Origin of the sequence: Vibrio sp. OPT46 (genome assembly GCF_015163535.1) — a bacterium.
GTDB lineage: Bacteria > Pseudomonadota > Gammaproteobacteria > Enterobacterales > Vibrionaceae > Vibrio > Vibrio alginolyticus.
The window spans coordinates 135,036-147,961 of the sequence record NZ_JADDYG010000244.1; the positions used below are offsets into that span (position 1 = coordinate 135,036).

Consider the following 12,926-nt stretch of genomic DNA (forward strand, 5'->3'; position numbering starts at 1 on the left):
CAGGTGATCAAGATCAACTGAGAGAATTTGCTGCAAAATACCGTAAGAGAGACCCAATTGAGCGAAGATACCACTGAGCGTATCTCCCACTTTAACTATATAGTGTATTTGTTTAGGTTTAGGCAACGGAGTCAAACTGACATCTGAGGGAACCACTATCTTTGATGATGGAGGTGGTGACGAATCACTGCTTTGATTCAGTTGAACGCTGTGACTATCTTGATTTGGCTCATCCTCTGTAGGTAGAAGCAAAGCGACCGAAAAACAAAACACAGCAACGATTAAAGCAATAAATTTAAACTGACTCATGAGAAACTAAGTAACAATAATAACGATTGTTATGTTATAACATATCTAGGATTGTTTTTACTCAGTTTAGTAAACGTTTATTCAGTTCACTGGATTGGCTAAGAGAAGACCAGTCATTCAACCCATTCTCTTTGAGAAGGATCAATAATGAACACATTCAATTCAGCACTGATCGTTGCAGGAACACACGGAAACGAACTTTCTGGTATTTATTTACATAAACTAATCAAAGAAAAACGTTACTCTGTCAATAGATCAACCTTTTCAGCCTGCTCGATCATCGCAAACTCCGAAGCAGTAAAACACAACGTCCGATACATCGATACAGACTTAAATCGCGAGTTCTCAGCAATGAATAGCAATCATTGTCCTGATTTGCATGAAAGCAAGATTGCACATCAATTTATCGAGAAATATGCAAACCAAGAAAAACTGTTGATTGTTGACCTGCACAATACAACAAGCAATATGGGAGCGACGTTGATTTTGCTTTCTAACGATGTGTTTTATCGGAAACTGGGCGCGTACGTCAAACAACGAATGCCATCAGCACATATCCTTTTCGAAGAGCGAAAAGAATGGCAAGAGCAACCTTACCTTTGTACTGCTGGGCAATATGGAATAATGATTGAGGTCGGGGCGCAAGCACATGGTGCGCTAGAGTACAGTACGTTGGAGTTGATGAAACAGATGCTTACCGCAGTATTGGACTATGTTGAAAAGCACAACCTCAACCAAATAGGCTTACTGAGCGATTATGAGGCGTTTTTTTACACCGAAGAAATCAGGGTTCCACTTGATCAAGAGGGTATGCGGCAAGCACTAGTACACCCTACTATTTGTGGCAGAGATTTTGAGGCGGTCAAACCAGGAGCACCTTTATTAGCGACTTTCGCTGGTTATGATATCCATTGGAATGGCAAAGGGGAAATTTACCCGCACTTTATCAATGAGAGCGCCTACAGTACCGCAAATATAGCAATGGCCCTCGCTAAAAAAAGACGTGTTTCTTCCGTGTAACTTAAAGCAAGTAATTAGGCCACGTGTAACGTGGATACCTCACCCCATGAATAAAACTGTGCCTGAACCGCATAGGCAGAAAATACGGGTACTAACCCCACCCTAATACGGCAGCATAAGTGCCCTAAGCGCAGCTTTAAAAGAAACCCCACTAGAATTTTAAGGAGGTAAGACATTATGGTTAAAAGGAGAGTTTTCTCTTTTCTATCATGATGCCTTCTCCAAACATCGAAATAATCTATCTTCAAATTGGTCATCTAGACCGGAAGAGATCAGTTCTAGGCGGCTTTCTGAACACTCGTCTAGTTCAAACTCTGTGAGTCCATCTGATGTTAGATTGTAACCAAAAATACCGCTTCCCGTGATAAAAACCGCTTTCATTCGTTCGACCTTGAGGTCGAGCAGCAATAATCTCAGCTTTTGATGATCGAACACGTTTTCAGCGGAGATACGCCAACCGATACTGTAGAAACCTTCCCCCTGATTGGTTGCTTTTAGAATGCCACTCTCAGGCATAGGCAACTCAGGAACAAGTGACTTTTTCTCTCTTTCACGATAAAGAACAGAGGGCGTTTTTTGCACGTCAATACGAGTCGCTCCCTCACATTCATGAAAAGGGATAGCGCCATGTTCAGCGAAAATCACTTTTGTTTCCCGCAGACCGAGCTTTGCTATATAAGCCGTCAGCTTTTGCTCATCTTCATCTTGATAGAGATCGCGCTTATTACCTACCACTGTATCTGCGATAGTGATTTGCTGGTTAAACGTTTCATGCTCAGTGTACTTAGGATCCGATAGTTTACGTGCATCGACTAAAGTAATGTTTTTTTGCAAAGCGAGAATTTGACGATAATACTCGGTCGATAGCACTTGCAGTACTTCTTTAGGATGACCAAGGCCTGTAGGCTCAATCAACAATCGATCTGGCCTTGCTTCAGACAATAATTGATTTAAGGCGATTTGCATCGGAAGACCTGCTGCACAGCACATACATCCCCCGGGGACCTCTCGAATAAACACTTGGTCTTGTTGTTTTTTTTGGCCTTGTAACAAGCTGCCATCAATACCAACTTCGCCAAATTCATTGACCAATACAGCCCAACGTTCATGACTCGGTTTATGGGTCAATAAGTGCATTATTGCCGATGTTTTCCCCACCCCGAGAAAGCCAGTGATGATGTTAGTCGGCACTCGCGAAATCAGTGGCTTATTAAAGTTCATTGGCAATTCTCCGGTAGCCTTGGACTAGTTCATGGTTGGCAGAAACGACGGATTCGGAAAAAGCTGAATATTCTGGCGGCACTTTAGAGATACTCTCTAAATCAAAACCGACACCAATATTGGTCATCGGTGGTACATGGAAATAAGCGGGTAAATCGAGGCCATCGACGACACAGTTATGACGAATAACACACCTCTCACCGATGACGCTATTGAACACGACGGAGTTGAAGCCAATGAAAACATCATCACAAACCTGGCAAGGACCATGAATAATCGAACGATGAGCAATGGATGAGCGCTCACCAATGGTCACCGCAGCCCCTGCCTTAGAGTGAATTACGACACCATCTTGGATATTGGTGTCACGTTTGATGACGATAGCTTCCATGTCTCCATGGTTATTAACTTCGTCAGCTCGAATAACAGCATAGGGTCCAATAAAAACGTTATCCTCAATAATGACTTTGCCACAGATAATAGCGGTTGGATCGATAAAGGCTGTTGAGGACACCTGTGGCATATGGCCCGTTGGGTTTCTTCTTAACATAATGCTTCCAGTTTGTTTATGGCTCTTTTTTACGGTCAGCGACTTAACGATTGAAGGATAAACGCATCGCTCCAGCTGGTTTATCGATGACTTTGTTATTGGCATAAACTAGCGCGCCATTGACCCAAGTCTTTTGAATTTGAGCTGAAAATTCATGTCCAGCAAAAGGCGACCAACCACAGTGATATAAACTGTTTTCGTTGCTAACTCGTGTTGGGGTATGAGCATCAACCAACACCAAGTCGGCGTAGTAACCTTCACGAATAAAACCTCGGCCTTGAATGCCATAGCGAATGGCCGGGTTGTGCGCAGTTTTTTCGACTACTTGAGTCAAACTCATATGACCTAAACGGACATGCTCGAAGAGAGTAAGTAACGCATGCTGAACTAACGGCAGTCCGGCTGGAGCCTGCTCGTAAGGCACTTGTTTTTCTTGCCAAGTGTGAGGAGCGTGATCTGTTGCAATGATATCTATTTGCCCCGTATTTAACGCTTTTAACAACGCATCGCGGTCACTAGGAAACTTGATTGAAGGATTACATTTGATCAAATTACCAAGAGCGCCATAATCTTTGTTGCTGAACCAAAGATGGTGAACACAAGCCTCCGCGGTGATTGATTTATCTCGAATGTCTCCCTCGTCAAAAAGTGCTAGCTCCTTCGCCGTTGTGATGTGCAGCACATGCAGTTGGCTGTGATACTTTTTGGCAAGTTCTACCGCATAAGAAGATGAAGCGTAACAGGCCTCTTCGTCACGCAAAATGGGATGGTCTTCGATAGTGAAACCTGGCTTCTTAAGCCTTTGCTTTTGCTGGTTTTGTTTAATAACAGTCCCACTTTCACAATGAGTAACAATGAGTACTGGAGAGTCACGAAAAATTGACTCCAACGCTTGCGGATCTTCGACTAACAAATTTCCTGTTGATGCCCCCATAAATACTTTCACACCACAATGTTGTTTGGGGTTAAGTTGTTTAATCTGTTCAAGATTGTCTTCGGTTGCACCGAGGTAGAAAGAATAATTCGCAAACGAGCTTTCTTTAGCGAGAGCGAACTTGCGCTCTAACGAGTCAATAGTCGTTGTAGCCGGACTAACATTGGGCATTTCCATGTAGCTTGTAATACCGCCGGCCACCGCTGCCCGCGACTCACTTGCAATTGTGCCTTTATGTGTCAGCCCTGGCTCTCGGAAATGCACTTGATCGTCAATCATGCCTGGCAGTAAATAAGCCCCTTTAGCATCAATTACAATATCTCCGTGTTGTACGGATATATTAGTAGCAATCTTGTCAATTCTTTGATCAACAATACGTAAATCTGTTTCGGTAATGGCTCTTTCGTTGACCACCCGAGCGTTTTTAATCAATGTTGCTGACATAATTCATTCTTTAGATAATTTGAAAAGGTGGCCAATACTCGGTCACCTTGTGAAGCTATAAGGGGAAATCGTGTGTCCGCCTCATAGCGGGCGCTTTGCGCATTCATCGCAAACACAGGAAATCTCAAATTGTGGGCTAAGAACAGTGAAGCCTTCTTGTATCGCTTTCGCACATACGCTAGAAATAACATTGGCTTCAACCGCTATTTCACTAACCTTTCCACACTGAGAGCAAATCAAAAACTGTGGAACGCCATGCTCCTGATCGCACGCGATTTGAGAACAAACGACGTATTTACTAGATGTATTGAGCTTATGGACGAAGTGCTCTGCTTCAAGGAAATCTAGTATTCGATAAACCGACATCGCTTGAATGTTTTGAGAAAAGTTGTGATTGCAGTAGTCAACTAGTTCGTAGGCAGAAAGCGGCTTCTCCGCATATAGTAGTGAAGTCAGTATCAATTTCCGTTTAGTAGTAAGTTGTTTACCTCGCAGCAGGCAGATTTTCTCTACCTGCTTCATGACGTCATCTACCGTTTTGAGCTTTCTCATATCTCTAGATGAAATCCAATGTGAGTAGTAAGCGACGTTCATTGTCTGCAACATGTGGAGAGCGATGTATAACTCCAGTGGCTTCATTGCCTTCCCAACCACTTCCTTTGAGCAGGGCAACATCGCCAGGCTGCATTCGTCGTATTGCACTTTCAGAGTCGTATAATCCCGATAGGTGATCAGGTTGACCAAGACTACCGGCACCGAGTTTAGTGCGATCAATGGTATCGTTGGTTAACCATTCGGTCGCTCGGCCGGTATAAGTTATGACAAGTCTGCAAGGCACACGATCAAAGTGAAATTTCGGGCAGATCGGGCTGTCTAGGCGAGTTAGCCTCAAACCTGCTTCTTTAACCTCAAACAAACAGCAGAACATATCGACGATTAAAGCAACATCTTCACTCAGCGCATCAGCACACGCATAGCCCTCTAACTTGCTTCGTACCCATTGTGCAGCATCATCTGGCGTGACACTTTGTACCAGTGCCAATCTAGGCTCCTGTGCCAGCATCAGATTAATGTCCTTCGTCAACTCTTTCGAGAGCGTTCGCTGCCATATGGCAATATTGTGCTCTGGTTTGTAGATGTCGCTAAGTATGTTCGCTGATGTCGATATCGCCAACGATGATGTTGTTTGGACACGAAGCGGGTTCTCAACTACATCAATGCTCATATATCTTCCTCCCAAGCGTTAAAAAGGTCAGGTAAAGGTTTTAATAACGTTGATTTTCTAGGGCTATGAGACCTAGTAATCGTTACGATTTCGCTCTAGTTCACGGACATATTGACACAGTCCCACCCCATGTAGAGTCAAGTCAGACAACGCTTGTGAAGAAATCAACGTTTACTCTCTCTCAATAGGAGACTACTGGTTGTGAGATCAATTCTTTAAACAACAAATTGTAGAGCCCCAAACAAAGCAATGTTATAACATAACAATTAATCTTTTCAATATTTACCTTTTTTGATTAAAAATAATTAGGGGAACATCATGAGCATGCGAGCACGGAAATTATATTCCGCGATTAGAAAAGTAACGCGTAGGTGAATCGCCATAGACCCGACGAAACATCGCGATAAAGTTGCTGGGCGTCGAATAACCTAAAGCATGTGCAATATCTCCCACCGATTCCCCTCGAGCTATCATTTCTAATGAATGTATTAGCAGTACTTGTTGCCGCCATTCACTAAAACTCATGTTTAACTCACTTCGAATCAATCGTCTTAACGTCCGAGATGAGACTGCCCCAATATTGGCCCAATGCTCTACAGAATGCTTGCTGTTTGGGTCTATTAAAATTGCTTGAGTAACTTTTTGCAGTCTCGGCTCTCTGGGCAGTGGGATGTGGAGTGACTCATGAGGGCTACTGACGATTTCATCGGATATTACGGCGAGAATACGTAAAGACTGTATGGATAGATCGTCTGTTTTGCTCCATATCGATGCTCTAACCGATAGGGCTTTCAACACATCGCTCATTTGGATAACACAAGGTCTCATTGGAAACCGCTCACAACTCTCTGGAGTAAACAGTAATGAACGACCTTTCAGAGAACCACAAAAATAAACACTGTGCATCGCACCCGGGGGGATCCAACCAGCTCGGTGAGGTGGTAGTATCCACGTTCCTTCATCGGTTTTTACCTGTATTAGCCCTTCATCTATACACAGTAACTGGCCTCGATGATGACTGTGCCAATTATGTGGCCGTTGATCCAAATGGTTGAAGTCGCTCCTTTCATGCTGCCACTCCTTAGCGATCAGTGCGGCGCCATTTTTCCATTCGCTGTAATCAGAGTTTGTCACTTTATTTACTCAATTCCATTTTGGCCATTATTCATTATTTTCTGTCCTCTTAACGTTACCATAGCAAGTTAGCGTTCGAGTAACATTTTAGCAACGATCATTTTATCGAAGGCAGAACCATCATGAACGAACCTATCTTTATTATCTATTACATTACAGCAGGCTTGGGCATTGGCTTTCTCGCTGGACTCGTTGGTGTGGGTGGTGGTGGAATGGCCGTCCCTATTTTTGCGTTTCTATTTTCACTACAGGGAATAGCTGATACGGAAGTAGTGCATCTTGCGTTAGGGACATCAATGGCTTCGATGATTATTACAACATTGGGCAGCATGCGCGCTCACTACAAAAAAGAGAATGTAGACTCGACAATGGTAGGAAAAATGTTGAGCGGAGTTCTAGTCGGAACATTTTGCGCCACATTCGTAGCATCGTATCTACAAGGAGTCTATCTGGCAGGCTTTTTTAGCGTATTCATGTTGTATGTTGCTTATAAGATGTTCCTCAACACTGAAAATGAGTACAACCCGAGCCCACATGGAGCTATCGGTAATATCACTGTAGGCTCGGTGATTGGCTCTGTATCAGCACTTGTCTCTATAAGCGGTGCGGGGTTGATCATCCCCTATCTTGTCCAGCAAAATTTTGAGGTAAAACGTGCTATTGGTACCTCTGCTGCGATAGGTTTCCCTATCGCGCTGTCAGGAAGCCTCGGTTACATGTTAAACGGATGGGGAAACACAGATTGGAACAACTTAGTATTAGGATACATATACCTTCCTGCAATGCTCAGCTTCTCCATTAGTAGCTACTTAACTACTAGCCTCGGCGTGCGTTGTGCAGCGTATTTCCCAAATAAAGTTCTTAAGAAAATCGTTGGTATTTTGTGTGTTCTTCTAAGTTTCAAAATGTTGGTACAAGTACTTAGTTAGAGCAAATAACACGGTCACTAGTAGGCCTTGCACTATGGTGAAAGGATAAGCCTGCAAAAACTTACTTCTCGCTTTGCTGGTCCAAGCACACAATGTGTAAGAAAGCTCCTCATTGTTGCACTCTTATGACTTTGTTAACCTGGCCAGAATTACATCCAAAATGTGCTGATGATTGTCCTTTCTGGAAACCTCGTCACGCTCCTGGCAAAGTGCTTCCTCCCCTTCTGATGCGAGAATTTTAATGCCACGCTCAGTACATTCTGAGAACGCACTAAACTGACTCGCACTGGGGATCTCTTGAAATGTCACATTGGGAAGAGCAACAAGTGATTCGGCTGGTGTCAGTGCGGGATGTAGCCGATCAGAGAGCGCCACCACGGTGATAGCATTGTTCATCAAGGCCAGAGTTTCAGGGACAAAAGTTTTCGTTAGCTCAGGGTTGATAACGACGACCGATTTCAGTTTGTTTTCAGACTGAAATCGGGGGAATTTTTGATCCGGGATGCTGGTAATATCAACGTTATTTTCACGTAACCAATGACAGTCTACATTGGTGGCGTTGTGACACGATGTTCGATATTTCTCCGGGCTTATTTGAGCTCCGGAGAGCATCAGCATAGATGTGCCGCCCAGAAAAAAGCCGACCCCCTGCACTGCATCAGTATCTACGCCTCCGGACAGTATCCCGACCGAACTTAATTCGTTCAGCCCAAGCACCAAATCACTGGTTCTGAATGTGATTTCATCAACAGCCATTTCTGCATTGATTTCGTTCGGTGCAGGAGGCTTTGGTACCACAACGACATAACCTTGTTGCGCCAGGCTCGAGGCTATCCAACCACTGTGGGAAAACGCTGACCGTGTTCCGCCCTGCGACAAAAGCACAACGGGAAATTTTCCACTTGCTAAAGGGGCATCTAACTGCGTTTCGACTGATTTAAAAATGTTCCCCCTACCAAACGAGAAGTTGTTTTTTTCGTTCGTGGTGGGATACCAATAATAGACTTCCACAGGCTTGTCTCTGTCTTCACTGAATCCCGTTTTGACTGTTAGCGCAGAATGGTATTTCGGCTCATTCGTACTGGCGCTGACACTGACACACAATGTAGCGAGTAGAAAAGACATTATTATTTTGGTTTTCATTTTTCCCTCAGCCGGCAAACACATTCTTCTGCACGGCATCTGAAGATAACGAGCAGAAGAATATCCATATATTTTGCGAAACATAGCAATTAAGCTATTCATAGTCGAGGTAACCCAAAGAAAATGATAGACCGCTCCAGCTAGAGCCTTTCTTTTCAATAATTTTCTGCGGATATCCACCATGCAGAAGTTTGTACTTTACTCATTGTAAACGACTAATCATGGCCTCTTAAGGCAACATTAGAAAACCAACCGTATTCACAATCCATAACTCCATAACTCCATAACTCATAGTTACACCGATGTATATCTAAGTGAGCCGAAGCTTCATTGCCCATCCAGTGCCCTTTGCATTTTTATAGCAAGGTAGCCAAGCACCATTTTATTACGGACCATTGCTGCCTGCGCTAATGCTTTTGTTTTGTATCGTAACTGATTTGCTTACTGACGTTCTTTAGTTGCACTCCTGCCTTATTAAATGCCTTTTGAATAGTTGTGGAAACATGCTGGCGGCCCTCTCCTTCAAAAAAGTTAGCTCGATCTTGCTTCGTTTCGAAGACGCAGACTATTTCTAAGCTTTGTGGAAAAGAAGAGAATTTGACGGTATGAGTCACCCAAAGAAAGCCATCGTAGCCTTTTAGCGTATCTTCACAAACTTCGGTCAACACTTCTCTAATTAGATTCTCGACCTTCTTATCTGATTTGCGCATAAATTAAACTTCATTCCTATCTAACGCCTTTAATTAGGTTTCAGTGTACATTGTCTTAAACAGTATTTGGCAGTGGTATTTAGTCAATAGCCTGTAGATGAGGTTATTCGCACGAAGATTTACCGACCTACTCGCTTCGAACTACATCTTACGCTGTTAAAAATAAGCGCTTTGCAACTCTACAAAACGCTTCTAACTTATTAGATTATTTTAAGTGTGTTTCAAGGAATGCAGAAACCTTGTCCATTGCAATGCCGACTGCTTCTGGATGGTCATACAGTTCATAGTGAGACCAATTTTCCAAATTAACCAGCTGTCGGTCTTTTGATTGAACAGAGCGGCCATAAATTTCCTGCCCATCACGATAAGCACCAAACGCCCCGACTTTTTGCCCTACCACGGCCATAACAGGCTGAGTCAATAACGTTTCGGCAAATGCAAAGGCATCTCAGCTCAGTGTTTTCTGTGCATGTGAAAACAGCATACGAGTTGCACCACCTTCGGTTTGTCCACGTGATGTTTTGTAGTATTCAGTAGCTTCGAACACGTCTCGTTCTGTTAATCCATTTTCTTTTGCAAATTCAATATTTGGAGGAAGAAGTTCATCGATTTTCAGCTCTGAGCCGCGAGCTTCGGCTGTTCTCTGTGCAGCCATAGCTTCAAGATTGGCGATAGGGTCGTACATACTAAAGCCTTCACGGAACAAGCGGCCTAAGTTAACAGGCGTAATACCTACGACAGCTTTCAAGCGCTTTTCGGTTAGGGCTGAATTGATCATGTAACCACCACCGCCGCAGATACCGAGTCCACCAATTCTATTCTCATCGACATATGGTAAAGTTACTGCATAGTCGATAACGCGACTGATATCTTCAACACGTTGACTTGGGTCTTCTACGTAGCGAGGCAATCCTCCCGATTCTCCTTGGAAGCTCGCGTCAAATGCGATCACGACGTAACCTAACTCAGCAAGGGCTTTACCATAGACAGCGCTGGATGTTTGTTCTTTACAACTACCAAAAGGATGAACACTTATCATTGTTGGGTAGCGTTTCGATTCATTGAAGCCTTCTGGGAATAAAATTAATTCAGACATATCCCAAGACATATCAGCATTTCTAAAAGTGATTTTTTGCATATTCATAATCAATACCTTAAGAGTAAAAAGCCTTGAGAGCAGAAAGGCTCGAAGCAATTGAGCCTTTCATCGGGAATATTAAAGAGTGCGTTGGAAGAAAGATGCGAGTTGGGATACTGCGTCATCGACGTATTCGGCAACATCATAAAGCGACATATGGTTTGCACCATCAATGGCATACAAGGTTTTATCTGAACTCGCAGCACGTTCTATCAGGTCATCACTCATCCATTTGCTGCCTGCGTCACTACCAACGACAGCAAGAATTGGCTGAGTTAGGAATGCTTCCGCTTTGTGGTACGCATCGTAAGTAATGATCTGATTTAAGTTACGAGTTAGAGCAAAACCCGGCGCATTTGGATGTTCACAACGTGGTGTGTGGTAATACTCCCAAGCTTCGCGTAGTTCTGCATTTGAGGCATCTTCTTCACGCATCGGAGCTAGAGGAATAGTCGCGAATTCTGTACCATTCGTGTCGGTTGTGCGAGCATTCGAACCAAATTCTAAGTAACCAACAGCGTCAGCATCGTTAACCGAATTATCCCAACCATTACGGAACATTTGGCCAATGTTTACGGCACTAACCATACCCAGTGCTTTGATTCGACGATCATTGATCGCTGCATTTGCACTATAGCCCGCACCAGCACAAATCCCCATTGCGCCAATTTTATCGTTATCGACGTACTCTAACGTTGTCAGATAGTCGACGACTGCGCTCACGTCTTCAGTACTCGTGTAAGGGTTTTCCATTTGGCGAGGCTCACCTGTACTTTCACCTTGATGCGAACGGTCAAACGTAATGGCAATTATGCCGCTTTTTGCAAGTTTACTCGCGTATAGGCCTGCGGTTTGCTCTTTTACGCCACCACCTGGGTGTGAAACAACAACCGCCGCATATTGTTTACTTGCATCAAAATCTATAGGGAAGTTGATAACCGCTGAAATCTCAATACCTTGACCATTGAGATTTTTGAAAGTGACTTTAGACATAGCGACATTCTCCATTAGAGGTTAACTGTTCATCTCAGGCTGACCTGAGCTTCGAGGTAATATTAGTCAACACACTGTTTCGGATAAATATCGTTTTATCTACATGACTGTTTAGTTATACTTAACAAATGAGAATAGAACCTTCTTTAATTTCATCACTGACGTGGTTTGCACATATTGCTCGCCATCGCAGTTTCACTAAAGCGGCCTTAGAAATGGGGATAACCCGTGCTGCCTTATCACAACACCTGAAAGCGTTAGAGCAACAGCTACAAGTTCGGTTAATCAATAGAACCACTAGAAGTATGTCGTTGACTCAAGAAGGCCAACGTCTGCTTGATATTTTGCAACCTTCATTGATGAACATTGAGCAGGTCGTTAACGAATTGAACGACTCTCATCTTGAGCCTTCGGGATTAATCCGTATCAGTGTATCAAGAACCGCTGCTCGGCTGCTTATTGAGCCCTATCTAGGTGAGTTCCTCTCTCGTTATCCTAAAATACGCCTAGAGCTAATCATGGATGATGGGTTTTCTAACATCGTCGCAGAAGGCGTTGACGCTGGCATTCGCTTAGGATTAAGCTTAGATGAACATATGGTTGCGGTCCCTATTACTCCGCCGTTAACAACGGCAATAGTGGGCTCTCCTGAATACTTTAGGCAAAATGGACTACCTCAAACTCCTGAGGATTTAGAAGATCACAATTGCCTTGCTTATCGTTTTACCTCTAGCGGAACAATTGATCATTGGTCGCTAACCTCTCCAGATGTTGCAAAGCGCACCCTCGTTTTCGAGCCTAAAGGCAATGCTATTTTTAATGATGACTATAGTATGTTACAAGCTGCAATACAGGGTGTGGGTTTAGTGAAGCATATTGATTTATGGGTGGAAAAGCACATAAATGAGGGAAGATTGACCCGAGTTCTGACACCTTGGTGCAAAGAGTTTCCTGGGTTTTATTTATATATACCTTCACGAGAGCATATGCCGAAAAAAATCCGCGTCTTGATGGATTTTTTAATCGAAAAGCGCGAAGCTCTGAAACTCAAAGAGTAATTACCAAATTGCTTTAAATAAAAAAAGCGAGCACGAGGCTCGCTTTTAACTTTCTGTTTTCGTTATATATTACAATAGCTCAACCGATTGTTTAGCTATCACAAATTCCTCGTTAGTA

The 12,926-nt window shown here is 43.4% G+C and carries 12 protein-coding genes and 2 pseudogenes; 3 read left to right on the forward strand and 11 right to left on the reverse strand.

Translation table 11 applies throughout. From position 1 onward, the window contains the following. Nucleotides 1-309: pseudogene (locus tag IQR33_RS32800) on the reverse strand (peptidase M23); the annotation flags it as partial. Between the two features lie 147 nt (nucleotides 310-456). Here IQR33_RS32800 and IQR33_RS10750 point away from each other — a divergent pair. Continuing rightward, a complete protein-coding gene (locus tag IQR33_RS10750; protein WP_053303731.1) occupies nucleotides 457-1,329 on the forward strand; it encodes an aspartoacylase in 873 nt (290 codons plus the stop codon). 207 nt (nucleotides 1,330-1,536) lie between these two features. Here IQR33_RS10750 and IQR33_RS10755 read toward each other — a convergent pair whose 3' ends face one another. The 6 genes from IQR33_RS10755 to IQR33_RS10780 all read right to left on the reverse strand — a co-directional run bounded on the left by IQR33_RS10755 (nucleotide 1,537) and on the right by IQR33_RS10780 (nucleotide 6,837). Then, a complete protein-coding gene (locus tag IQR33_RS10755; protein WP_021707804.1) occupies nucleotides 1,537-2,550 on the reverse strand; it encodes a CobW family GTP-binding protein in 1,014 nt (337 codons plus the stop codon). Then, the gene (locus IQR33_RS10760; RefSeq protein WP_017821071.1) at nucleotides 2,540-3,100 is read right to left on the reverse strand and encodes a carbonate dehydratase; all 561 of its coding nucleotides are present in this window, start codon (nucleotides 3,098-3,100) and stop codon (nucleotides 2,540-2,542) included. Before IQR33_RS10760 ends, IQR33_RS10755 begins: the two co-directional genes overlap by 11 nt. 43 nt (nucleotides 3,101-3,143) lie before the next feature. Then, nucleotides 3,144-4,478 carry a dihydroorotase gene (locus IQR33_RS10765; RefSeq protein ID WP_017821072.1) on the reverse strand — a complete coding sequence of 445 codons (1,335 nt, stop codon included), beginning with the start codon at nucleotides 4,476-4,478 and terminating at the stop codon, nucleotides 3,144-3,146. Between the two features lie 81 nt (nucleotides 4,479-4,559). Beyond that, nucleotides 4,560-5,030, reverse strand: a complete 471-nt coding sequence (locus IQR33_RS10770; RefSeq protein WP_025767649.1) for a Fur family transcriptional regulator — start codon at nucleotides 5,028-5,030, stop codon at nucleotides 4,560-4,562. 4 nt (nucleotides 5,031-5,034) lie between these two features. Continuing rightward, complete coding sequence (locus IQR33_RS10775) at nucleotides 5,035-5,703, reverse strand: DUF1826 domain-containing protein (protein ID WP_193837749.1); 669 nt, start codon at nucleotides 5,701-5,703, stop codon at nucleotides 5,035-5,037. Between the two features lie 339 nt (nucleotides 5,704-6,042). Next, on the reverse strand, nucleotides 6,043-6,837 hold the full coding sequence (locus IQR33_RS10780) for an AraC family transcriptional regulator (protein WP_193837750.1): 795 nt from the start codon (nucleotides 6,835-6,837) through the stop codon (nucleotides 6,043-6,045). 122 nt (nucleotides 6,838-6,959) lie between these two features. Here IQR33_RS10780 and IQR33_RS10785 point away from each other — a divergent pair, with 122 nt between their 5' ends. Next, on the forward strand, nucleotides 6,960-7,766 hold the full coding sequence (locus tag IQR33_RS10785; RefSeq protein WP_193837751.1) for a sulfite exporter TauE/SafE family protein: 807 nt from the start codon (nucleotides 6,960-6,962) through the stop codon (nucleotides 7,764-7,766). A gap of 123 nt (nucleotides 7,767-7,889) precedes the next feature. Here IQR33_RS10785 and IQR33_RS10790 read toward each other — a convergent pair whose 3' ends face one another. From IQR33_RS10790 to IQR33_RS10805, 4 genes and pseudogenes are all read right to left on the reverse strand, one after another. Next, a complete protein-coding gene (locus tag IQR33_RS10790) occupies nucleotides 7,890-9,011 on the reverse strand; it encodes an alpha/beta hydrolase family protein (RefSeq protein ID WP_228010083.1) in 1,122 nt (373 codons plus the stop codon). 305 nt (nucleotides 9,012-9,316) lie between these two features. Beyond that, complete coding sequence (locus IQR33_RS10795) at nucleotides 9,317-9,619, reverse strand: hypothetical protein (RefSeq protein WP_042521903.1); 303 nt, start codon at nucleotides 9,617-9,619, stop codon at nucleotides 9,317-9,319. A 205-nt stretch (nucleotides 9,620-9,824) separates the two neighbouring features. After that, nucleotides 9,825-10,763 (reverse strand): annotated as a pseudogene (locus tag IQR33_RS10800) (alpha/beta hydrolase). Nucleotides 10,764-10,835: 72 nt separating this feature from the next. Continuing rightward, nucleotides 10,836-11,750, reverse strand: coding sequence for an alpha/beta hydrolase (locus IQR33_RS10805; RefSeq protein WP_193837752.1), 915 nt, complete (start codon nucleotides 11,748-11,750; stop codon nucleotides 10,836-10,838). A gap of 128 nt (nucleotides 11,751-11,878) precedes the next feature. Here IQR33_RS10805 and IQR33_RS10810 point away from each other — a divergent pair, with 128 nt between their 5' ends. Beyond that, a complete protein-coding gene (locus IQR33_RS10810; RefSeq protein ID WP_193837753.1) occupies nucleotides 11,879-12,808 on the forward strand; it encodes a LysR family transcriptional regulator in 930 nt (309 codons plus the stop codon). Nucleotides 12,809-12,926 lie beyond the last annotated feature (118 nt).